We start from the raw sequence: 22,855 nt of genomic DNA, 5'->3' as shown, positions 1-22,855 counted from the left end.
GCGGACCGATGAGAGGGGAGATGTCCATGTCTTCGTCAACACCGCCCCGTCCTTTGCGTGCGTCCTGGCCCGGACGGCTCGTGGCCGTGGCCGCGACGTCCGCGCTCGCGGGCGCCGGTCTGGTGGCCACGGCCCCGGTGGCCGTGGCCGCCGGGGTGTGCGCGGCCCCGGTGGTCACCGGCGCCACCACCACGGTCACCTGTTCGAGCGCGGGTACCGGGAGCGTCACGGTGCCGGACGGTGTCTCCAGCGCGACGGTGACGCTGGACGGTGCCGGTGGCGGCAACGCCTCCGACGGCACCCCGGGCGGCAAGGGCGCCCACATCGTCGCGGCCGTCCCGGTCACGCCCGGGCAGACGTTCCTGGTGTCCGTCGGCGCGCGCGGCAACAACGCCGGATCCAGCTCCGCCAACGGGATCGCCGGCTTCGGCGGCGGACTCGTGGCCGTCACCACCGACACCGGCGCGCCTCTGCTGACCGCGGGCTCCGGCGGCGGTGCGGGCGGCCCGGGCGTGGGTACACCCCGTTACCCCGGCTCCCCGGGCGGGGACAGCAGCAGCCCGGGCGCGGACGGCGGCGGACTGGCCGGGGTGGCGACCGGCGGCGGCGGGGGCGGGGCCGGCACGGCGACGGCCGGCGGCCCGGGCGGCACCCCCGGCGCGGGCGCCCTGTCGGGCGGGACCGGTTCCGCGGGCGGCTTCCCCAACGCCGCGGGCGGCGCCGCGAGCTACTCCACCTACTCCCCGGCGGGAGGCGGCGGCCGGGGAGGCGCGGGCTACGGCGGCGGTGGCCGCGGCGGCTCCGGCGCGTCGGCGGGCAACGGCACCGGTGGTGCCGGCGGTGCCGGCGGCGGTGGCGGTGGCGGGTCCAACCTCGTCTCCGGCCTCCTGCCCGGCACGACGCCCACCGTCGTCGACGGCGCCAACGCGGGCAACGGGCAGGTCGTGTTCACCTTCACCCTGGACGCGCCCACCGTCACCGGCATCAGCCCCACGAGCGGCCCGACCGCCGGCGGAACCGCGGTCACCATCACCGGCACCCACCTGTCCGGCACCACCGGCATCACCTTCGGCCCGGGCAACCCCGCCACCGACGTGTCCTGCACCGACACCTCCTGCACCGCCACCGCCCCCGCCGGGACCCCGGGGACCGTGGACGTCCAGGTCACCACCGCCGGGGGCACCAGCGCCACCACGTCCGCCGACCAGTACACCTACATCGCCCCCGGCGCGGACCTGGCGGTGTCGGTCACCGACTCCGCCGACCCGGCCCCGCTCGGCACCACGTTCACCGACACGGTCACCGTCACCAACAACGGCCCGGCCACCGCGACCGGCACCACCACGACGGTGGTGCTGTCCGGCACCTCCGCCGGGATCGTTTCCGCCGCCACCTCGCAGGGCTCGTGCAGCGTCTCCGCGCCCACCGTCTCCTGCGCGCTCGGCACCCTCGCCCCCTCGGCCAACGCCACCGTCACCCTCGTCCTGTCCCCGGCCGCCACCGGAACCGTCACCGCGACCGCGAGCACCGGCGCCGACCAGAGCGACCCCTCCCCCGGCAACAACACCGCCGCGCAGAACACCACCGTCGACAACGGCCTGGGCTGCACCATCATCGGCACCAGCGGCAACGACACGCTGAACGGGACCAACGGCAACGACGTCATCTGCGGCCTGGGCGGCGACGACACCCTCAACGGCAGCAACGGCAACGACACCGTCTACGGCGGTCCCGGCAACGACACCATCGACGGCGGCAACGGCGACGACGTCCTCTACGGAGGGGACGGCGACGACATCATGGGCGGCGGCAACGGCGCCGACTACCTCTACGGCGAGGCCGGCAACGACGCCAACTACGGCGAGACCCTCCTCGGCTCGCTGCTCCACCTGTTCGACAACGGCAACGACCACATCTACGGCGGGGCGGGCAACGACGACCTCGACGGCCAGAACGGCAACGACGTCCTGGTCGACCACGACGGCATCGACACCATGAGCGGCGGTGTCGGCAACGACAGCATCGACGTCCAGGACGGCGTGGGCGGCGACACCGCCAACGGCGGCCTCGGCACCGACACCTGCACCGTCGACCCCGGAGACACCGCCACCAGCTGCTGACCAGCGGAAAGCAACCCCCGGCCCCGGGCCAGACCGAGGCGGCTTCGGTAGGGACGGGCTGCGCCCGTCCCTACCGAAGGGACCGGACGTCCCGCAGCCGAAGGCGCCTGAAGTGCGCCCTCACCAGCTCCGGACCATGCCGCTCGCACCGAGCACCGACCGACGGCCGCCGGTGGACCCGGGCGGTGGCGACGAGTTCCGGCGGCAGGCGAGCCACGGCCGCCCGGCCCTGATCCGTCACCGGTGCCCGCCCGGGCACCGGTCCGGCCGCCACCGTGTGCCGGGGCCACCTGCGCCTCCTCGATACCCCGCACCATCGCCGGGCAACAGGCCGGCCGACAACTCGGCCTGAGCGGGAGGAAGAGTGGGGTTCACGGCGTCGGAAGCATCGGGCCGTCCAGGCCGACCTGTTTTGACCGCGCTGTCCCCTCTCCGACGAAGACTGCCCCTCCAGCTGTCCCTCGTCCCCATGAGCGCGTACCCGCCAGCATCGCCTGACGCTCCATCAGGCAAGGTCGGCAAAAGTCAGCACGAGTTCGAGCAGACCCTCCGAGAGATGCGCGCACCTGAGAACTTGGGCCCTGGCGCGCACCATTCACCCCGGTATGAGCCGCTTACCGGATGGTCGACATGGCTCTGCGTTCACACTCACGACGGCAGGGTGACCGACTGGGCGTGGTGGAAGACGTTGCCGTCGTCCCAGAGCTGCTTGGCGTGCTGCAGGCGAGTGTAGTTGTGCTTGTAGTACAGGCGTTGGTAGGCGGGGTTCGGGTCGGCGGTGGTGCCCAGGTCGGTGTCGGGGTAGTTGACGTAGGCGCCGTCGGTGTCGGTGCCGATCTCCGGGATGCCGCCGGTGGCGCGGTAGGTGTCCTCGTAGAGGCCGCGGAGGTAGGCCAGGTGGCCGGCGTCCTGGGCCGGGTCGGTCCAGTAGGTCTGGTACTGGAGCTTCAGCACCGAGTCGCGCTGCGGGACGGCGGTCTCGGCGGGGCCGCGGTCGTTGACCCGGCAGCCGTAGGAATCGATCTGGACCAGGGTCTGGGTGAGGTCGACGCCCTCGACGTCCCTGGTCAGCCAGGTCCACCAGGTGTCGATCTGGGCGGGGGTGAAGGCCGTGCGGTGGTAGGCGGACTTGTACTTACCGCGCTGGTTGGCACCGGAGCCGTTGACCGTCATGGTCGCCTGGAACCAGGGCAGTTGGCGCCGCCGGTCGGGGTAGGGCAGGAAGAGCAGACCGGCCTGGTCGGTCTGCGTGGTGGCCTTGGTCCGCATGCCGGCCTCGATCTCGGCGAGGAACGCGTCCAGCGGCGCCGGGTCCGGCTCGTCCCACTGGCTGAACAGGACGACGTTCCCGTTCGAGTGGTGGGTGAGGTGGAGGATCGAGAACAGCCCCTGGTAGACCGACTCCGACGGTCCGCTGCGGGCGGCGAAGAAGGCGCCGAAGTTGGTGAGCAGGGTGCGGAAGTCCTCGGGGTTCCTGAGCAGGTCGGTCCACTTCCAGGCGACGCTGCTGAGCCAGACCCGGGGCGGCGGCTTCGGCAGGGCGTGGGCGAAGTGGTAGCGCAGCACGACGCCGAAGTTGCCGCCGCCTCCCCCGGTGTGGGCCCAGAACAACTCGCGCTCGGGCGAGCCCTCGGGATCCGCGCGGTTCGCCCTGGTCACCTCCACGGTGCCGCCGCGGACGGTGGCCACGTCGACCTGGACCAGGTGGTCGACGGTCAGCCCGTGCCGCCGGGAGAGCAGTCCGTACCCGCCGCCGCAGATGTGGCCGCCGGCGCCGACCGAGTAGCAGGAGCCGGCCGGCAGCGTCACCCCGTACCGGCGGAACAGGCCGGTGTACATGTCCCAGTTGGTGGCACCGCCCTCGACGCCGTAGGTCGGGGCGCCGAACTTGTCGGTCGCGGCCCGGACGCCGCGCAGGGTGCTGAGGTCGAGGATGGCCCCCTGGTCGTTGTCGACGAAGCCCTCGTAGCAGTGGCCGCCGCCGCGGACCGTCGGCCGCAGCCCGCGGTCCAGCGCCGAGCGCAGCGCGGTGACCGCGTCGGCCTCGCCGCCCACCAGCCGGATGTACGCCGGCCGGCTCCGCCAGCGCTGGTTGAAGCCCTGGCTGAGCGTCTCGTAGCGGGGGTCCGAGGGGAGGACGGTCACCCCCTCGGACCGTTCGACCGGCTCCGCCTCGGCCTGCACAGCGGCGGAAATACCCCCGGCGGAAATACCGGCCGCGGTCATTCCGGCGGCGGCCATTCCGGTGCCGCCGAGGAATCCCCGGCGGGAGAATGCACGATTCATCGATCGACCCACTTCCTCGACGGCGATCAGCCGGTGGCCGGACGCTAGCACGGCGGCCCGAGGCGATGGATCATGGATGAATTAGTCCGACATTATGGTGTCGCATTCCCGTTCCGCTTCAGCGCTCCGGGCTTTCCCCGGGAGAATCGGCCGGGCGCAGCGCCGCCGCGACCAACCGCCGGACCTCGTCCGGGCCGACGCCACGACGCCGAGCGTCGGCCGCGCAGCCTGCGGGTGACCCGCGACGCCCGCCGGGCCGGACGGCTGGGGCACCAGCCCACCCACCCGCTCGCCGTCGCGGCCCTCAACGCCCGGCGCGCACCTGGGCGGACAGGGCAGGGCGGGGCCGAGCGGAACGGAGCAGCGCCGACCCGACTTGACCCGGCATCTGATTAGCCGCCATATTACTTCCATGGCACAGCAGCACGAGGCCGGCAACGGCGCACCCACGCTCGACCAGGCCCGCCGGCAGCTCTCCCGGTACGGCCTGACGGCCGACCCCCAGGCGGTCCTGGTCGCGGCGCGGCTGATGGCCGCCGGCTCCCGGCTCGGCCAGGCCGGCGAGGCGCACTTCGCGCGCTTCGGGCTGTCCACGGGCCGCTACCGGCTGCTGGCCGAGCTGGAGGACCACGGCGGCGAGAAGCCGCCCTCGCAGCTGGCGTCCGCGCTCGGGGTGTCCCGCGCGACCGTGACCGGCCTGGTCGACGGACTGGAGCGGGACGGCCTGGTCGCCCGGCGCCCGTCCGCCGAGGACGGGCGGGGCAATGTCGTGGTGCTGACCGCGCGCGGCGCCCTGCGGCTGCGCGAGATGGCGCCGGAGCACTTCGAGCGGATGCAGGCGATGGTCGGCGGCCTCTCGGTCGAGGAGCGCACGGTGTTCCTCGACCTGCTGGCCCGACTGGTCGCGGGCATGTCCGCCCTGACCGACGACTGACCACCGATCGACTGCCGACGGATCGACAACCGGTCGACGACCGGCCGACCCGCACCCGTACCGCTCCCCCGAAGGCCGCCACGGCCTCCACCGGGACCCTCCACGCCCACATAGTTAGCCACCTGATCACTTATAGTTAGCGACCTAAGCACTTTGGAGCCATCCATGCCCGGCGCCACACCCACCACCGAGCGGCGGCCCGCCGCTCCCGCCACCGCCGCCCCGCCCCGCTTCGTGCTCTGGCGCGAGGTCCTGGTCGCCTACGCCGCGCCCGCCGTCATGGCCGGGATCGGCGGCTTCGCGACCGGCCAGTCGGAGCTCAAGATCGCCGCCGTCACCACCATCGCCGGCACCTCCGCGCTGGTCGCCACCCTGGTCGGCCTGCGGCACCGGCGCCGTCGGGCCGGGTCCTGGGCCACCCGCGGACCGGCCCCGCTGCTCGCGATCGCGTTCGGCCTCGGCGCCGCAGCCGTCGCCCTCGCCATCGGCTGGGCGGGCGCGCAGTGGCTGCCCCGGATCCCGGCGCTCGCCGACAGCCCGTGGCCGGGCCGGCTCCGCCTCGACCTCCCGCTGTCCTCCCTGATCGCGGCGACCATGACCACCTGGCGCTGGCGCGCCTCCCTCCCCCGCCCGCACCGGGCGCACTGACCCACCCGATCCACCGACCCACCAGACCCACCAGATCCACCGACCGAGGAGAGAACCCCGCATGATCACCATCATGGGCGCGTCCGGCGCCACCGGCGGCGCAACCCTGCGCAGCCTGACCGCGCTCGGCATCCCCGTCCGCGCGCTCAGCCGGGACCCCGAGCGCCTGCTGGCCGACCTCGACGCGACCGCCCGCCCGCTGGTGCAGGCGGTGGCCGCCGACGCCGCCGACCCGGACACGATGCGCGCCGCCCTCCGCGACACCCGGCAGCTCTTCCTCACCATGGAGAATGGCCCCCGCCAGGTCGAGTACGAGCTGCGCACCGTCGACCTCGCCGTGATCGAGGGTGTGGAGCACATCGTCAAGGTCTCCGCGCCGGCCGCCGAGCCGGATTCCCCGGTGGCGGTCTCGCGGGGCCACCACGTCATCGAGGAGCGGCTGCGCGCCTCCGGCATCCCCACCACCGTGCTGCGCCCGTACGCGTTCATGCAGAAGCTGCTGCTGCTCGCGCCCGGCATCGCGGCGGCCGGGCTGATCCACGGCGCGATGGGCACGGCCCGGTGCAACTACGTCGACTGCCGGGACATCGGCGACGTCGCGGCCGCGGCGCTGATCCGCCCGGGGGACGCGGGCGGCAGCATCGCGCTGACCGGCGGCCGGGCCTACAGCCACTCCGAGCTGGCCGGGCTGCTGAGCACGCTGCTGGGACGGCCGGTGCAGTACGTCGACCTGCCGCCCCGGGAACTGCACGCCCACCTGGTCACCCGGGGCGGGATGCCGGACTGGCTGGCCGCCCACGTGGTCGAGATCCAGCAGCTCGCCGTCGAGCGCCCGGAGGCCCCTGACGACGCGGCCACCCGGCTGACCGGACGGCCCCCGCGCACCCTGGAGGCCTTCCTCCAGGAGCACGTCGAGCAGTTCCGCCACCCCTTCCACTGATCCCCGCCCCACCCCGGAGGGCCCGCCGCACCCCCGTGCGGCGGGCCCGTCACCCCGACGGAGCAGCATCCGGTGTGGCATGGGTCACGGTCGGAAAATCGACCTGACGGTCCGTCAAAATGACTGATGGTTCGTCACATCCGATCCGCAGGGCCTCAGTTATGAGCTGACGTTCCATCAGATTTGGCCAATTCAAGGCAAGTTGGGCCGAGCGCCCGCCATGTCGCCGTTCACCACCCCGGGCTACCATCGGTTGGGTTGTCCGCTCCGGCCCCGGAGTGGGGTCGCCCGGACAGGCGAGTGCTCCCACCGCCCCCAAGGGTCGGACATCGATCGGGACGGGGCGAGGACAAGGAGCACAGGGCAGCCATGACAGCCGCACCCAGCCGGGAACCGGGCCCGGACGCCGCCACCGCGCAGGCCCCCGGCACCGAGCAGGCCGCCCGGGCCGAGACGCCGGCCGAGCAGCGCTCCGCGCACGCCGAGCGGGCCGAGAAGCAGGCCCGCTACCCGGGCCGCCCGGCCGCCGCCGCCCGCACCCTGGTCGACGTCCTCGACGCGACCGCCCGGCAGCACCCCGCCGAGCCCGCCCTCGACGACGGTCGCACCGTGCTCAGCTACCGGGCGCTGGCCGCCGAGGTCGACCAGCTGCGCCGCCGCCTCGCCGCCGCCGGCATCGGCCGCGGCGACCGGGTCGGCGTCCGCGTGCCCTCCGGCACCAACGACCTCTACGTCTCCGTGCTCGCGGTGCTCGCCGCCGGCGCCGCCTACGTCCCGGTGGACTTCGAGGACCCGGACGAGCGCGCCCAGCTGGTCTTCGAGGAGGCCGCCGTCGCCGCCGTCCTCGGCGCCGAGCGCGCGCTCACGCCCGTCGGGCCGGCCCGCGAACCGCTCGCCGACCAGACGCCCGCCGCCCAACGCCCCACTCCGGCGGACGACGCCTGGATCATCTTCACCTCCGGCTCGACCGGCCGCCCCAAGGGCGTCGCCGTCACCCACCGCAACGCCGCCGCGTTCGTCGACGCCGAGGCCGCGCTCTTCCTCCAGGACGAGCCGATCGGCCCCGGCGACCGGGTGATGGCCGGCCTGTCCGTCGCCTTCGACGCCTCCTGCGAGGAGATGTGGCTGGCCTGGCGGCACGGCGCCTGCCTGGTGCCTGTCCCCCGCTCCCAGGTGCGCTCCGGCGCCGACCTCGGCCCCTGGCTGGCCGAGCAGGAGATCACCGTGGTCTCCACCGTGCCGACGCTGGCCGCGCTCTGGCCGGCCGAGGCGCTGAACGAGGTCCGGCTGCTGATCTTCGGCGGCGAGGCCTGCCCGCCCGAGCTGGTCCAGCGGGTGGTCACCGAGGGCCGCGAGGTGTGGAACACCTACGGCCCCACCGAGGCCACCGTGGTCGCCTGCGGGGCGCTGCTGACCGGCGAGGGCCCGGTGCGGATCGGCCTGCCCCTGGACGGCTGGGACCTCGTCGTCGTCGACGAGGCCGGCGAGCCGGTCGCGCCCGGCGGCACCGGTCAGCTGGTGATCGGCGGCGTCGGCCTGGCCCGCTACCTGGACCCGGAGAAGGACGCCGAGAAGTACGCGCCGCTGCCCTCGATGGGCTGGGAGCGCGCCTACCGCAGCGGCGACCTCGTCCAGGCCGACCCCGAGGGCCTGCTCTTCCTGGGCCGCGCCGACGAGCAGATCAAGCTCGGCGGCCGGCGGATCGAGCTCGGCGAGGTGGACGCGGCACTGCAGGCGCTGCCCGGCGTGGCCGGCGCGGCCGCGGCCGTGCGCACCGCGCGCGGCGGCAACCAGCTGCTGGTCGGCTACCTGGTGACCGGCGAGGGCTTCGACCGCGAGCAGGCGGTGGCGCGGCTGCGCGCCGAGCTGCCGGCCGCGCTCGTCCCGCTGCTCGCCCCGGTCGACACCCTGCCCACCCGCACCTCCGGCAAGGTGGACCGCAACGCGCTGCCCTGGCCGCTGCCCGACCTGGAGGCCGCCGGCCCGACCGAGCAGCTGTACGGCACCGAGGCCTGGCTGGCCGAGCAGTGGACGGAGATCCTCGGGGTGCCGGTGAGCGGCCCCCGGGAGGACTTCTTCGCGATCGGCGGCGGCAGCCTGGCCGCCGCCCGGCTGACCACCCTGCTGCGCACCCGCTACCCGAACGCGGCGGTGCTGGACATCTACCAGCAGCCGACGCTGCGCAAGCTCGCCCGCCACCTGGAGGGCACGGCGGTCAGCACCGGCGAGGCCCGGACGGTCGAGCCGGTGCCGACCCGCGCCAAGCTCCTGCAGCTGCTCCTGCTGGTCCCGCTGTTCACCGTGGTCGGCCTGCGCTGGACGGTGGCCCTGCTGGCGCTCGGCAACCTGCTGTCCCACCTGGACGGCTTCGCCTGGGCGCCCACCGCCTCCTGGTGGGCGGTCGGCGCGGGCGCGGCGGCGCTGTTCACCCCGGCGGGCCGCCTGGCGATCGCGGCCGGCGGCGCCCGACTGCTGCTGCGCGGCCTGCGGCCGGGAAGCTACCCGCGCGGCGGCGGCGTCCACCTGCGGCTGTGGACCGCCGAGCGGCTGGCGGAGGTGAGCGGCGCGACCTCGCTGTCCGGCTCCTGGCTGGTGCGCTACGCCCGGGCGCTCGGCGCCAAGGTCGGCGAGGAGGTGGACCTGCACTCGCTGCCGCCGGTGACCGGCATGCTCAAGCTGGGCCGGGGCTGCGCAGTGGAGGCCGAGGTGGACCTCAACGGCTACTGGCTGGACGGCGACCGACTGGAGGTCGGACAGCTCAAGGTCGGTTCGGGCGCCGTGGTCGGCACCCGCTCGACCCTGCTGCCGGGCGCCCGGGTCGGCAAGCGGGCCCAGGTGGTGGCCGGCTCCAGCGTCATCGGGCACGTCCCGACCGGCCAGCGCTGGGGCGGCGCGCCCGCCGTCAAGCTGGGCCGCGCCGAGCGGAGCTGGCCCAAGGAGCGCCCGGTGCGCCGGGCCCGCTGGTCCGGGCTGTACGGGCTGAGCGGTACGGCGCTGAGCCTGCTGCCGCTGCTGCCGGCGGTGGCCGGTCTGGCGGTGCTCGCCCCGTTCGTCGACCCGGCGGACGGCCTGGGCGGCGCGCTCGGCGGCGCCCTGCTCGGCCTGCTGCCGGCCACCCTGGCGTTCGGGGTGGTGTACGCCGCGCAGCTGGTCGCGGCGGTGCGGCTGCTGTCGATCGGGCTGGAGCCGGGGGTGCACCCGCTGCACGGCCGGGTCGGCTGGCAGGCCTGGACGGTGATGCAGCTGATGGACCAGGCCAGGGAGATCCTCTTCCCGCTGTACGCGGGTCTGGTGACCCCGCTGTGGCTGCGGGCGCTGGGCATGCGGGTCGGCAAGCACGCCGAGGTGTCCACGGTCCTGGCGCTGCCGAGCCTGACCACGGTCGGCGACGGCGCGTTCCTCGCCGACGACACCCTGATGGCGCCGTACGAGCTGGGCGGCGGCTGGGTGCGCCTGGGCGAGGCGAAGGTCGGCGAGCGGGCGTTCCTCGGCAACTCGGGGATGACCGCGCCGGGCCGTTCGGTGCCCAAGCGCGGCCTGGTGGGCGTGCTGTCCGCGACGCCGGAGAAGGCGAAGAAGGGCGGCTCCTACCTGGGCATGCCGCCGGTGCGGCTGCCGCGCTCGGCCGACCGGGCGGACCAGAGCCTGACCTACGAGCCGCCGGCGCGGCTGCTGTGGGCGCGCGGGCTGGTCGAGGTGGCCCGGCTGCTGCCGGTGCTGGCCTCGGGGGCGCTGGGCGCGCTGACCCTGGCGGCGCTGTCCTGGCTGTCGACCGCGTGGTCCCCGCTCGCGGCGGCGCTGCTGTCCGGCGCGGTGCTGCTGGTGGCGGGCACGGCCGCGTGCGCGGTGGCGGTGGCGGCGAAGTGGCTGCTGGTCGGCCGGTTCCGGGCGGTGGAGCACCCGCTGTGGAGCGGCTTCGTGTGGCGCAACGAGCTGGCGGACACCTTCGTGGAGGTGCTGGCGGTGCCGTGGCTGGTGGGCGCGGTGCCCGGCACGCCGGTGCTGAACGTGTGGCTGCGGGCGCTCGGCGCGAAGGTCGGGCACGGCGTGTGGTGCGAGAGCTACTGGCTGCCGGAGGCGGACCTGGTGACGCTCGGGGACGGGGTGTCGGTCAACCGCGGCTGCGTGGTGCAGACCCACCTCTTCCACGACCGGATCATGCGGATGGATACTGTCGTCCTCCGCGAGGGCGCCACCCTGGGGCCCGGCGGCATCGTGCTGCCCGGCAGTACGGTGGGCGCGCGCAGCACGCTGGGCCCGGCCTCGCTGGTGATGCGCGCCGAGTCCGTGCCCGCCGACAGCCGGTGGCTCGGCAACCCGATCGAGGTGTGGCAGACCACCTCCTGACCGCCGTCCCCCGGGGGCCGGCCGGGGTTCGCCCCGTCCGGCCCCCGGGCGTCCCCCGTCCCTGCCCAGTCCCTGCCCAGTCCCGTGTTTCCAGGAGCGTACGACCCGGTGAACCCCCGCCCGGCGCAGTCCCCGCAGCCCCCGCAGCCCGTCTCCCCGCCGGACCCCTACTTCCCGGCCAACGGTGATCCGCGCTACCGGGTCCACCGGTACGAGCTGGCGCTGGACTACCGGCCCGGCCCCAACCGGCTGGGCGGCACGGCCCGGCTGAGCGCGGTCGCCGTGAGCGCGCTGACCGAGTTCGCGCTGGACCTCGCCGAGTTCCGGATCGGCCGGGTGCTGGTGGACGGCAAGGCCGCCCGCTACACCCACCGGGCGGGCAAGCTGCGGATCCGCCCGCCGAAGGCGCTGGCGGCGGGCGCGGTGTTCACCGTCGACGTGCACTACACCGGCAACCCCCGGCCGGTGCGCAGCCCGTGGGGCGGCCTGGGCTGGGAGGAGCTGACCGACGGCGCGCTGGTGGCCAGCCAGCCGGTCGGGGCTCCGTCCTGGTTCCCGTGCAACGACCGACCGGCGGACAAGGCGACGTACCAGATCGCGGTCACCACGCCGTCCCCGTACACGGTGGTGGTGGGCGGCCGGCTGCTCACCCGGACGACCGGCTCGTCCAGCACCACCTGGGTGTACGAGCAGTCCGCGCCGACCTCGACGTACCTGGTGACGGTCTCGATCGGGCAGTACCGGCCGGTGGTACTGGCCGAGCACCCGCAGGTGCCGCAGACCGGGTACGTGCCGGAGCGGCTGGCCGGCGCGTTCGCCGCGGACTTCGGGCGGCAGCCGAAGATGATGGCCTACTTCGGGGAGGTGTTCGGCCCGTACCCGTTCGGCGAGTACACGGTGGTGGTCGCCGACGAGGAGCTGGACGTCCCGGTGGAGGCGCAGGGGGTGGCGACCTTCGGCACCAACCACCTGGGCGGCGGCTGGGAGCGCGAGCGGCTGGTGGCCCACGAGCTGGCGCACCAGTGGTTCGGCAACAGCGTGTCGATCGGCGACTGGAGCCACATCTGGCTCAACGAGGGGCTGGCGAAGTACGCGGAGTGGCTCTGGTCGGAGCGCTCCGGCGGGCCGACCGCGGGTGCCCGGGCCGCGTACGCGCACCGGCTGCTGGCCGGGCACCCGCAGGACCTGCGGCTGGCCGACCCGGGCCGCAAGCTGATGTTCGACGACCGGTTGTACCAGCGCGGCGGTCTGGTGGTGCACGCGCTGCGGCTGGCGCTCGGGGACACCGCGTTCTTCCGGATGCTCAAGGACTGGGCCTCGTTCCACCGGCACGGGGTGGTGACCACGGCGGACTTCCGCGCGCACGTCGCCCGGTACGCGCGGGCGCCGCTGGACGACCTGTTCGAGGCCTGGCTGTGGCGGCCGGAGCTGCCGCCGCTGCCAGCGGGCTGACCCGCCGTCCGGCGTCGGCCTCCCGCCTTCGCGCCTTCGCGCTTTCCGCGTTCCGATTTCCGCGTTCCGCTTTCCGTGCCCGGGCTCAGGCGAGTTCGGGCACGGTGCGGTGCAGGCCCTTGCGGTCGTAGTAGCGGGTCATCGCGAAGCCGAAGAGCAGGGCCGCGACGGTGCCGATGGCGATCCACGTCCAGGCCCGGGCGAGGCCGGCGTCGGCCTGCGCGTCGAAGAAGAGGATGGCGCGGACCCCGTCGGTCAGCTGGCGCATCGGTTCGAACAGCGCGAGGAACCGGTAGAACGACGGCAGGGCGTCCAGCGGCACGGTCGCTCCGGAGGACGGCAGGCCGAGCACGATGAACACGAACATGCTGACCAGCAGGCCGAGGCCGCCGAAGGCCGCGTTGATCGCCTGGACGCCGAGGCCGACCGCGCTGCTGGCGCAGACCGAGAAGATCCACAGCAGCGGCAGGTGCGCGGCGTCCATGTCCAGGATCACCGCCCCGGCCAGCATGATCAGCGAGGAGGTGAGCAGCGACAGGCCCACCGACATCACGCACTTGACGGCGAGGGTGCTGGTGCGGCTGATCGGCACCACCGGGTGGCGGGCGCGCCAGGGGCCGACCTCGTTGTCGGCGTAGCCGAGCGCGACGTCGACGCCGTTGCCGATGATGTTGGCGCCGAAGAAGCCGGCCAGGACGAGCAGCAGGGTGTAGTAGAAGGCGGAGAGCCCGAGGCCGCTCCGGTTGCCGATCGGGTGGCCGACGGTGGTGCTGACGGCGACCGGGTCGGCGATCAGCAGCCGGGCCGCGTCGTCCAGTCCCTGGGCCTGCGGCAGGGCGGCGAGCCGGCCGCCGAGGGCCAGCGAGGCCTGGTGGACGGCCTGCTGGCCGATCTGGGCGGCGAGCGAGGAGCCGAGACTGCCGACGCCCGGGTTGGTGTACTGGATCACGGTGGGGCGTGCGGGCTTGGCGCTCGCGCCGCCGAGGGCGGCGACCGTGGCGGTGAAGTCGGGCGGCACCTGGAGCGCCCCGTAGAGCTTGCCGGAGGCCAGTTGCTCCCGCGCGACGGCCTCGTCGAGCTGTCGCCAGGAGACGGCGTCCCCCTGGCCGGGGGCGGTGGCGATGCCGGTGACGAGCTGCTCGCCGAGGTTCTGCCGCTGCCCGCCGACCTCGGCGCCGCGGTCGGTGTTCACCAGCGCGATCGGCAGGTGGTGCAGGTCGCCGCGGGGGTCGAGGATGCCGCCGAGGTAGAGCAGCGACATCAGCAGGCTGAGCAGGCCGACCAGCACGGTCGGGACCGCCCAGACCTTGGGGTTGCGGAGCACCCGGCCGGCCTTGACGCCGGCGGGCGGCTCGGGCCGACGCGGCTCGGGAAGGGAGGGCATGACGCTCCGTAGGGTGGTCGACGGTCAGACGGACTCAGGGTCCGTCTTCGAACCCCCGCCTGCCGTGCGGCGTCTGGGCACGCACCTCGCCGCGTTGTCGTCGGTCGCCAATGCTCCGCAGTGGCTCCCTCCTCCGCCTTGCGATGCACGCACCCAGACGCCGCACGGCCCGCCCTTCGAGCGGACGACGGGGGTTCGAAGACGGACCCTAGGAGCCGGGCGGGGACCCTGCGCGGTGCCACGCCGCCGGGGTCACCCGCCCGTACGGCACCGACGGCGCGGCCCGGCCCCTCCGCCGAGGGGCCGGGCCGCGGTCCTGCCGGGGTGTCAGCCGGTGAAGCCGGCCGTGATGGAGGTGAACTGCCAGTCGTTCTGGGCGATGCCGGAGCAGGTCTCCTGCTGGCCGCTGCCCGGGCAGCCCCGGTCGCGGTTGACCGACCAGAAGGCGAGCCGGGCCAGGTGGTGGCTGTTGGCCCAGTCGCGGATCGCGGTCCAGTTCTGGACGCTGGTGACCTCGTTGTTGTCGCTGAGGCCGTTCATGCCGGAGATGCCGATGTGCGCGTAGGCGGTGGCGTCGTCCCAGCCGAAGACGGACTTCAGCTTGGTCTTCAGGCCCTCGGTGGCGCTGACGGTGGCGGCGTACATGTCCGTGGAGGCGTTGCCGAAGTCGAACGGCATGATGGTGAAGACGTCGATGTCCGCGCCGAGCGCCTTGGCCTGCTCGATCAGCCGGTTGCCGTAGTAGGTCGGGCCGGTGGTGGCGGTGCCGAAGGTCAGGATGGTGCGCAGACCGGGGTTGTTCTGCTTGACGATCTTGAGCGCGCCGAGGATCCGGTCCTGGACGGCGGTGTTCTCGAACTCGTCGGTGTTCTCGATGTCGACGTCGATCGCCTTGAGGCCGTAGGCATCGATCACCTTCTGGTAGGCGGCGGCGAGGTCCGCGGTGGTGGCGCAGTTGGGGCCGAGCTTGTTGCCGCTCCAGCCGCCGATCGACGGGACCACGTCGCCGCCGGCCGCGCGCACCGCGTTGATGGTGGCCTGGTCGACGCCGTTCAGCAGCGGCCGCTGGCTGTCCCAGGTCGGGTTGCAGCCGTTCTGGGCCAGGACGAACGCCAGGGTGAACCACTTGATGCCGGTGGCGTTCATGACGGTGGTGGGGGACGGCGGGTTGCCCCAGCCGTTGTAGAGGTAGGGCGCGGCCTGCTTGAAGCCGCTCGGGGTGGGGCCGCCGCCGGTGTCGGTCGTCACGGACACGGCGGTGGAGGCGGCGGAGGTGTTCCCGGCCGCGTCGCGGGCCCGGACGGTGAAGCTGTAGGCGGTGGAGGCGCTCAGGCCGGTGACGGTGGCGCCGGTGCCGGTGGCGGTCGCGACCTTGGTGCCGCCCTGGTAGACGTCGTAGCCGGTGACGCCGACGTTGTCAGTGGCGGCGTCCCAGGCCAGGGTGACGCTGGTCGCCGACTTGCCGGTGGCGCGCGGGTTGCCGGGCACGGTCGGGGCCTGGGTGTCGACCGGCGGGGTGGTGCCGCCGCCGGGGCCGTCGAAGACGATGTCGTCGGCGTAGTAGGTGCCCTGGCCGTACCAGCCGTTGACGTACACCTCGGCGCTGGTCTGGGTGGCGCCGGTGGTGAAGGAGACGCTGAGCTTGCTGTAGTCGGCGGCGGAGGTCCAGGCGGACCCGCCGCCGGTGACGCCGAGGTAGACGTAGCTGCCCCGGACCCAGCCGGAGAGCGTGTAGGTGGTGCTGGGCTTGACCGCGACGGTCTGCACGCACTTGGCGGTGTCGCTCGCGGTGGCCGCGCCGGCAAGCGCCTTGCCGCCGCCGTGCACGGGGGCGGTGACGACCGAGCCGAGGCCGCCGGAGCAGGTCCAGCCGGCCAGGCCGCCGGTCTCGAAGCCGCCGTTGGTGAGCTGGTCGGCCGCGTGGGCGGCGGTGGGCGCGGTGAACGCCGCGGCGGCCGCGAGCAGCGCGGCGGCGCCGGCGGCGGGCAGTCGGGTGCGCTTGTGCACCGTTGACCTCCAGTGGGGGATGTGGGGGGTGGAGGTGCGGGGAGGGCCCCAAAATGGACTGGACCAATTGCTCATGTCAAGTCGCGTCCGCCGGACGGACGATGAGGGAGTGTCGGTTGGGGCGCGGGATCGGGAGAAAATGGGTGGAAAGGCCTGACGGTGACGAACTAGGTTGGTGCGGCCGTACCCCGGCACCGCGCACCGACCCCTCCCGCACCACGTCAGAGGATCAGATGACCGACCTGTCCGACGAACTGCTTCCCACCACCCGACGCGCGCTGTTGCACCGCCTGGCCGTCGCCCAGTCCGAGGGCCGCACCCCCTCGATGGTCGCCGCCGTGGTCCGGGACGGGCGGTTGGTCTGGAGCGGCGCCCGCAGCATGGTCGACGACCACGCACCCACCGTCGACGTGCAGTACCGGATCGGCTCGATCACCAAGACCTTCGCCGCCGTCCTCGTCCTGCGGCTGCGCGACGAGGGCCTGCTCGACCTCGCCGACCCGGTCGAGCGCCACCTGCCCGGCACCCCCGCCGACGGCGCCACCGTCGCCCAGCTGCTCTCGCACTCGGCCGGCCTCGCCTCCGAGACCCCGGGCCCGTGGTGGGAGCGGACCGACGGCGCGCTGCGCCCCGCCCTCGCCGATCTCCTGGAGGAGGAGCGGCCGCGCCGCCACCCCGCCGGGCGGCTGCACCACTACTCCAACCCCACCTACGCGCTGCTCGGCGCGCTGGTCGAGCGGCTGCGCGGCGAGCCCTGGGGCGAGGTGCTGCGCCGCGAGGTCCTCGAACCCCTCGGCATGGACCGCACCACCCTGCTCCCCGAGCACCCGCACGCCGGCGGCTTCGCCGTCCACCCCTGGGCCGACGTCATGCTGCCCGAGCCGCTCACCGACACCGGCCTGATGGCCCCGGCCGGCCAGCTCTGGTCCACCGCCGCCGACCTCGCCCGGTGGGCCGCCTTCCTGGCCGGCGGCCACGAGAAGGTGCTGTCCGCCGACACCCTGGCCGAGATGCGCCGCCCCGCCGTCGCCCCGGACACCGACGACTGGACCGAGACCTACGGCCTGGGCCTCCAGCTGATCCGGCACGAGGGCCGCACCCTGTTCGGGCACGGCGGCTCGATGCCCGGCTTCACCGCCGGCCTCTGGATCAGCGAGACCGACGGCCTGGCCGCGATCGCCTTCGCCAACGCCACCCATGGCGCCCGCACCGGGCAGGTCGCCGTCGAACTGATCGCGATCACCGCGCGGCACGAGCCCCGGTTCCCCGAGCCGTGGCGCCCGCTGCCCGAGGTCGACGAGCAGCTCCTCGCCCTCACCGGCCCCTGGTACTGGGGCGCCTCCCCGCACACCCTGCGGCTGGCGGCCGGGCGGGCGCTGGAGCTCTCGCTGCTCGGCAGCGGCGGCCGCGCCTCGCGGTTCCGCGCCGAGGACGACGGCACCTGGACCGGTCTGGACGACTACTACGCGGGCGAGACCCTGCGGGTGGTGCGGGCCGCCGACGGCTCGGTGAGCCACCTGGACATCGGCTCCTTCGTGTTCACCCGCGAGCCCTACGGCCCGGCCGAGGCCGTCCCGGGCGGGATCGAGGGGCAGGGCTGGCGGGCGTACTGACCCGAAGGCCCCGCCCCGGGCCCGCCGCCCGCCCACCTGCCCCGCCGCCGCCGGCCCGCTACCCGCCCGCGCCCCGGGCGGGTGCCGGGCCGGCGGCGGGGCGGGGCGGGTGGGCGCCGCTGCGCAGCGCGTGGACGCCGCGCACCACGTACCCGGCGAGCAGCAGCCCGCCCGCCATCGCGCCCGAGGCGTAGGTGTCCGCCGCCTGCGCCTCGGACCAGCCGGCCGCCACGCCGATCAGCAGGTAGGGCGCCGCCGCGACCAGCAGCGCCACGGCGAGCGCCACCAGCGCCGTCCGCGGGCGCCGGTCGTCCTCCCAACAGCGCTCGCCGACCAGGTGCAGGGCGAGCGCCATCGCCACCACCAGGCACCACCAGGGCGACGGCGCCAGTCCGACCGCCCTCGCCAGCAGGTACACCACGGCGAGCCCGGCCGTCGCCGCCGCCTGGCACACCATGACCCCTGCCATGTCCCTGGCGAACGTGCGCCAGAGTCCCGCCCCCGGAATCCACCCCATGCAGCGGAGGATAGGGCGGCGCCCCGGTGCCCAACAGGTGTCCCGCACACGTCGGGTGGCCGCATTCAGCAGGTGCACATCTGCGCTCCGCCGAACGGCAACGTGGATGCCAGCCGGTTTGGAGAGACATACGGGTGCCGGTTCGCAGACCCGTCGACCGTACGGGCCTGGCCGGGCCGGTGCCACGGCAATCCCCGTGGCCGCCGCCGTCGTCCGTGCTGCCCTGGAGGGTCCGCCATGACCACCGTCCCCACGTACACTCCGCCCGCAGTCGCCCCCGGCCGGGACACCACCGCGGTGCCCGCCGCCCGCCAGGACAGCGCGTCCGGCTCCGCCTCGGCCGTCTACACCGTCGCGCTGGCCCGCGACGAGGCCGACGTCCGCGCCGCCCAGCGGCTGCGCCACCAGGTCTTCGCCGACGAACTCGGCGCCACCCTGCACAGCACCGTCCCCGGCCTGGACGCGGACCCCTTCGACGAGTTCTGCGACCACCTGCTCGTCCGCGAGGGCGAGGACGGCGCGGTCGTCGGCACCTACCGCCTGCTGCGCCCCGAGGCCGCCCGCCGGGCCGGCCGGCTCTACTCCGACGGCGAGTTCGACCTCACCGCCCTCGCCCCGCTGCGCGACGGGCTGGTCGAACTCGGCCGCTCCTGCATCGCCGCCGAGCACCGCGGCAACGGCGCCGTCATCAACCTGATGTGGGGCGGCATCGCCCGCTACCTCGCCGACACCGGCAACACCTGGGTGGGCGGCTGCTGCTCGATCCCGCTGGCCGACGGCGGCGCCACCGCCGCCCGGGTCCGGGACACCGTCGCCGCCAAGCACCTCGCCCCCGAGCAGTACCGGGTCACCCCGCACCGCCCGTGGGACGCCACCGGGGTGGAGCGGGCCGCGAAGGCGCCGCTGCCCGCCCTGCTCCGCGGCTACCTGCGGCTCGGCGCCTGGGTGTGCGGCGAGCCCGCGCACGACCCGGACTTCGACTGCGCCGACCTGTACGTCCTGCTGTCGCTGGAGCGCACCGACCCGCGCTACCTGCGGCACTTCCTCTCCGGCGTGGGCGGCGTCGGCACGGCTGCGGCCCCGGCCCCGGAACAGGTCTCATGAGCGTCTGGCTGCCGACGGCCTCCTGCACACCGGAGACCTGCCTGACCGAGCCGGCGCCCACCGTCGCCCTCCCCCGGCGGGTCCTGCGGCTGGCCGCCTTCCTGGTGGTGCTCACGGTGGGGCTCGCGCTGCTCGTGCCGGCCCGGGCCCTGCCGCACGGGCCGCGCGACCGGCTCGCCCGGTTCTGGGCGCGCGGCCTGCTCGGCTCGCTGGGGGTCGCGGTGCGGATCGAGCCCGGCCCGGGCGGGGCCCCGGGCGGGGTGCTGGTGGTGGCCAACCACGTCTCCTGGCTGGACATCCCGCTGATCGCCGCCGCCAGTCCCGGCCGCTCGCTGGCCAAGACCGAGGTGCGCCACTGGCCGGTGCTCGGCCCGGTGATCGCCTGGGGCGGCACCGTCTTCGTCGACCGCGACCGGCTGCGCACCCTGCCGGCCGCCGTCGCCGAGGTGGCCGAGGGGCTGCGGTCCGGCCAACCGGTGATCGTCTTCCCGGAGGGTTCCACCTGGTGCGGCCGGGAGAGCGGCCGCTTCCGTCCGGCCTTCTTCGAGGCCGCCGTCCGGTCCGGGGCCGTCGTCCAGCCGCTCGCGATCCGCTACCGGCTGGCCGACGGCCGCCCCACCAGCGCCCCCGCCTTCATCGGCGAGGACGGCCTGCTCACCTCACTGGCCCGGGTCGTCGCCGTCCGGGGCCTGGCCGCCGAGCTGACCTACCGCTCCCCGATCACCGCCCCGCCGGCCGACCCGGCCCACCCCTGGGAGGCCCGCAAGGCCCTGGCCCGCACCGCCCAGAGCGCGGTGGAGGGCATCCGCTGAGCGGACGCTCCGGGCCCCGCGCCCACCGCCGGTTTCCGGTTCCGCCGAACAGCGGTGGGCGTGGCCGGAAACCGGTACCTTCTGAGCGTCAAGTCCAGGACGTCCCAGGGGGTTTGCTGTGGTTCCCGGTGCGGAGATCGCGGTCGGATACGTGTTCGCGTGGCTCGTCCGGACGGCCCGGCTGCCGGCCGGGCGGGCGGACACGGAGGTGGACCGGGCGCTGGGCGCGGGCCTGGACCGGCTGCACGAGCTGGTCGCCGGCGCGCTCGGACAGGACCCCGCGCTGGAGCGGGCCGCCGAGGAGGCCGAGCAGGGCGAGCTGTCGGCACGCACCCGGCGGCGGCTGACCGACTCGCTGGAGGACGCGGCCGAGCGGAATCCCGACTTCGGCGGGCAACTCGCCGCGCTGGTCAGGGAGCTGCGCGGACTGGACGGCGGCCGGGCCGCCGAGAGCTCGGTGAGCAACAGCATCAGCGGCAGCCGCATCTACGGCCAGGTCATCCAGGGCCGGGACGTCTCGAACACCACCATCACCACCGGCCCTCCCCCGGCCCCGCGCCGGGCCGAGGACGACGGGACGCCACCGGCGGCGCGGTGAGCGACAACGGGCGGGTGGCCAACGACATCGTCGGAGGCGTCTTCCTCCAGGCCGTCGTCCAGGGCCGGGACATCAGGATCCAGCTGCCCGCCGAGGTCGTCCCCGCGCTGTCCGGGCTGCCCGCCCCGACGGCGGCCTTCACCGGTCGCGAGCGTCACGTCGAACACCTGCTCGCCGACCTGGCTCCGGGCGGCGGCGGACGGCAGGCGGTCCTGGTCAGCGCCGTGTCCGGGCTGGCCGGGATCGGCAAGACGGAGCTGGTCGTGCAGACCGCCGCCCGGGCACTGCGGCGCCCGGGCTGGTTCCCCGGCGGGGTGCTGTTCACCGACGTCGCCGGCTACGACCCCGAGCGGCGGCTCACCCCCGAGCGCGCGCTCGACGGCCTGCTGCACGCGCTGGGCGTCCCCGGCGAGCACATCCCGGCCGGGCTGGAGGAGCGGCAGCAGTTGTACCGCAGCGTGCTGTCCGCGTACGCGGAGCACGGACGGCGGGTCCTCGTCGTGGTCGACAACGCGTCCAGCGTGGAGCAGGCCCGGCCGCTGCTGCCGACGGACGGCACCACGGCGGCGCTGGTGACGTCCCGCCACACGCTCGACGGACTCGACGCGCGGCTGCACGACCTGGACTCGCTGGGGGCCGTGGCGGCCGTCGCCCTCCTCGACGAGGCCCTGCGGCACGCGCGGCACGGGGACACCCGGATCGCGGACGATCCGGCGGCGGCCGCGACGATCGCCCGGCTGTGCGCCGGCCTGCCGCTCGCGCTGCGCATCGCCGCCGCGGCCCTCTCGGCGGCGCCGCGCCGTCCGGCCGCCGACCTGGCCCGCTCGCTCGGCACGGAGCACGGCCGGCTCGACGCGCTGCGGCGGCCGGATCGGGCGGTGCGCGCGGCGTTCGACCTGTCCTACCGGCTGCTGGACCCCGAGCACGCCCGCCTGTTCCGGCTGCTGCCGCTGAACCCGGGGCCGGACGTCTCGACGGAGGCGGTGGCACACCTCGTCGATACCACCGCCGAGCGCGCGGGCGAGCTGCTCCAGGACCTCGCCGACGCCCACCTCGTCGAACCGGCGGCCGAGTGGGGGCGGTGGCGGATGCACGACCTCGTCCGCGTCCACGCCGACGAGCACGGCCGCGCCCGGGGTGAGGACGACGGTAGGCCGGCTGCCCTGGACCGGCTGTTCTCGTTCTACCGGGACACGGCATCGGCTGCGTCCAGCCATCTGACGCCCTTGCCCGGTCGCCCTGCCCCTCGTTTCGCCGACCAGTTGCACGCTCTGGCCTGGCTGGACAGCGAACACACCAATCTGACCGCCGTTGCCCTCGTGGCACACGCGTTCGGCCATGCCGACGTCACTACCCATCTCGCCGTCGACCTCGCCGCCTATCTGGGACGCCGTCGGCTCTTCACCGACTGGGCTCTGATCGCCGAACTCGCGGTCGCCGTTCATCGTGAACTCGGTGATCGCCAGCGGGAAGGGGCCGCACTGGACAACCTCGGCCTCGGCCTGCAGGATCTCCGCCGGTTCGAGGAGGCCGTCACCGCCCACACCCAGGCCCTGGCCATCTTCCGCGAACTCGGCGACCGCCACGGCGAAGGCCAGACCCTCAACAACCTCGGCCTCGCCCTTCGCGATCTCCGCCGGCTTGACCAGGCTCACGCCGCCCACACCCAGGCACTGACCATCTGCCGCGAACTCGGCGACCGCCACGGCGAAGGCCAGAGTCTCAACAACCTCGGCATCGTTGTGCAGATTCTCGGCCGCTTCGAGGAGGCCGTCGACGCCTACGCCGAGGACCTGGCCATCTGCCGCGAACTCGGCGACCGCCACGGCGAAGGCCAGACCCTCAACAACCTCGGCATCGCCTTCCAGGATCTCCACCGGTTCGAGGAAGCCGTCGACGCCCACACCCAGGCACTGACCATCTGCCGCGAATTCGGCGACCGCCACGGCGAAGGCCAGGCCTTCAACAACCTCGGCGTCGCCCTACGGAAGCTCCAACGCTTCGAGGAGGCCGTCGACGCCTACGCCGAGGACCTGGCCATCTGCCGCGAACTCGGCGACCGCCACGGCGAAGGCCAGACCCTCAACAACCTG

At 74.5% G+C, this 22,855-nt stretch carries 15 protein-coding genes; 11 read left to right on the top strand and 4 right to left on the bottom strand.

Features of this window, described 5'->3' with window-relative positions:
* The first annotated feature begins 86 nt into the window (after nt 1-86).
* Nucleotides 87-2,120, top strand: a complete 2,034-nt coding sequence (locus ACFC0B_RS02685; protein ID WP_376081129.1) for an IPT/TIG domain-containing protein — start codon at nt 87-89, stop codon at nt 2,118-2,120.
* A 648-nt stretch (nt 2,121-2,768) separates the two neighbouring features.
* Here the strand turns inward: ACFC0B_RS02685 and ACFC0B_RS02680 are convergent.
* The gene (locus ACFC0B_RS02680; protein ID WP_376081127.1) at nt 2,769-4,406 is read right to left on the bottom strand and encodes an FAD-dependent oxidoreductase; all 1,638 of its coding nucleotides are present in this window, start codon (nt 4,404-4,406) and stop codon (nt 2,769-2,771) included.
* 412 nt (nt 4,407-4,818) lie between these two features.
* Between ACFC0B_RS02680 and ACFC0B_RS02675 the strand changes: the two genes are divergently transcribed.
* The 5 genes from ACFC0B_RS02675 to ACFC0B_RS02655 all read left to right on the top strand — a co-directional run bounded on the left by ACFC0B_RS02675 (nt 4,819) and on the right by ACFC0B_RS02655 (nt 12,727).
* Entirely contained in the window at nt 4,819-5,340 is a 522-nt protein-coding gene (locus ACFC0B_RS02675; protein ID WP_376081124.1) for a MarR family winged helix-turn-helix transcriptional regulator, read from the top strand.
* Between the two features lie 165 nt (nt 5,341-5,505).
* Nucleotides 5,506-5,988 (top strand): hypothetical protein, encoded by a 483-nt coding sequence (locus tag ACFC0B_RS02670; RefSeq protein ID WP_376081122.1) that lies wholly within the window; start codon nt 5,506-5,508, stop codon nt 5,986-5,988.
* Between the two features lie 61 nt (nt 5,989-6,049).
* Nucleotides 6,050-6,928 carry an NmrA family NAD(P)-binding protein gene (locus ACFC0B_RS02665; RefSeq protein WP_376081120.1) on the top strand — a complete coding sequence of 293 codons (879 nt, stop codon included), beginning with the start codon at nt 6,050-6,052 and terminating at the stop codon, nt 6,926-6,928.
* A 369-nt stretch (nt 6,929-7,297) separates the two neighbouring features.
* Nucleotides 7,298-11,275: a Pls/PosA family non-ribosomal peptide synthetase gene (locus ACFC0B_RS02660; RefSeq protein ID WP_376081117.1), complete on the top strand. Its 3,978-nt coding sequence runs from the start codon at nt 7,298-7,300 to the stop codon at nt 11,273-11,275.
* Nucleotides 11,276-11,383: 108 nt separating this feature from the next.
* Nucleotides 11,384-12,727: a M1 family metallopeptidase gene (locus tag ACFC0B_RS02655; RefSeq protein WP_376081115.1), complete on the top strand. Its 1,344-nt coding sequence runs from the start codon at nt 11,384-11,386 to the stop codon at nt 12,725-12,727.
* Nucleotides 12,728-12,812: 85 nt separating this feature from the next.
* On the opposite strand, the gene ACFC0B_RS02650 is transcribed toward ACFC0B_RS02655, so the two are convergent.
* Together ACFC0B_RS02650 and ACFC0B_RS02645 are read right to left on the bottom strand one after the other, a co-directional pair.
* Nucleotides 12,813-14,111, bottom strand: a complete 1,299-nt coding sequence (locus ACFC0B_RS02650) for a YhgE/Pip domain-containing protein (protein WP_376081113.1) — start codon at nt 14,109-14,111, stop codon at nt 12,813-12,815.
* A 327-nt stretch (nt 14,112-14,438) separates the two neighbouring features.
* Complete coding sequence (locus ACFC0B_RS02645; RefSeq protein ID WP_376081110.1) at nt 14,439-16,118, bottom strand: carbohydrate binding domain-containing protein; 1,680 nt, start codon at nt 16,116-16,118, stop codon at nt 14,439-14,441.
* Between the two features lie 233 nt (nt 16,119-16,351).
* Here ACFC0B_RS02645 and ACFC0B_RS02640 point away from each other — a divergent pair, with 233 nt between their 5' ends.
* The gene (locus ACFC0B_RS02640; protein ID WP_376081107.1) at nt 16,352-17,731 is read left to right on the top strand and encodes a serine hydrolase domain-containing protein; all 1,380 of its coding nucleotides are present in this window, start codon (nt 16,352-16,354) and stop codon (nt 17,729-17,731) included.
* 58 nt (nt 17,732-17,789) lie between these two features.
* Here the strand turns inward: ACFC0B_RS02640 and ACFC0B_RS02635 are convergent, their stop codons facing one another.
* The gene (locus ACFC0B_RS02635; protein WP_376081105.1) at nt 17,790-18,248 is read right to left on the bottom strand and encodes a hypothetical protein; all 459 of its coding nucleotides are present in this window, start codon (nt 18,246-18,248) and stop codon (nt 17,790-17,792) included.
* Between the two features lie 237 nt (nt 18,249-18,485).
* On the opposite strand from ACFC0B_RS02635, the gene ACFC0B_RS02630 reads away from it, so the two are divergent.
* The 4 genes from ACFC0B_RS02630 to ACFC0B_RS02615 all read left to right on the top strand — a co-directional run.
* Entirely contained in the window at nt 18,486-19,352 is an 867-nt protein-coding gene (locus ACFC0B_RS02630) for a GNAT family N-acetyltransferase (RefSeq protein WP_376081103.1), read from the top strand.
* Nucleotides 19,349-20,164, top strand: coding sequence for a lysophospholipid acyltransferase family protein (locus tag ACFC0B_RS02625; RefSeq protein WP_376081100.1), 816 nt, complete (start codon nt 19,349-19,351; stop codon nt 20,162-20,164). Before ACFC0B_RS02630 ends, ACFC0B_RS02625 begins: the two co-directional genes overlap by 4 nt.
* 151 nt (nt 20,165-20,315) lie before the next feature.
* Nucleotides 20,316-20,762, top strand: a complete 447-nt coding sequence (locus ACFC0B_RS02620) for a hypothetical protein (protein ID WP_376081098.1) — start codon at nt 20,316-20,318, stop codon at nt 20,760-20,762.
* Nucleotides 20,759-22,855 (top strand): tetratricopeptide repeat protein (locus ACFC0B_RS02615; RefSeq protein ID WP_376081095.1); only part of this gene is annotated, 2,097 nt, incomplete at its 3' end. The genes ACFC0B_RS02620 and ACFC0B_RS02615, both read left to right, overlap by 4 nt.

The sequence above is a fragment of the Kitasatospora sp. NPDC056184 genome (genome assembly GCF_042268405.1).
In the GTDB taxonomy this organism is placed as follows: domain Bacteria; phylum Actinomycetota; class Actinomycetes; order Streptomycetales; family Streptomycetaceae; genus Kitasatospora.
The sequence above is the reverse complement of the archived record's forward strand: the minus strand, read 5'-3'. Positions and strand labels throughout refer to the sequence as shown.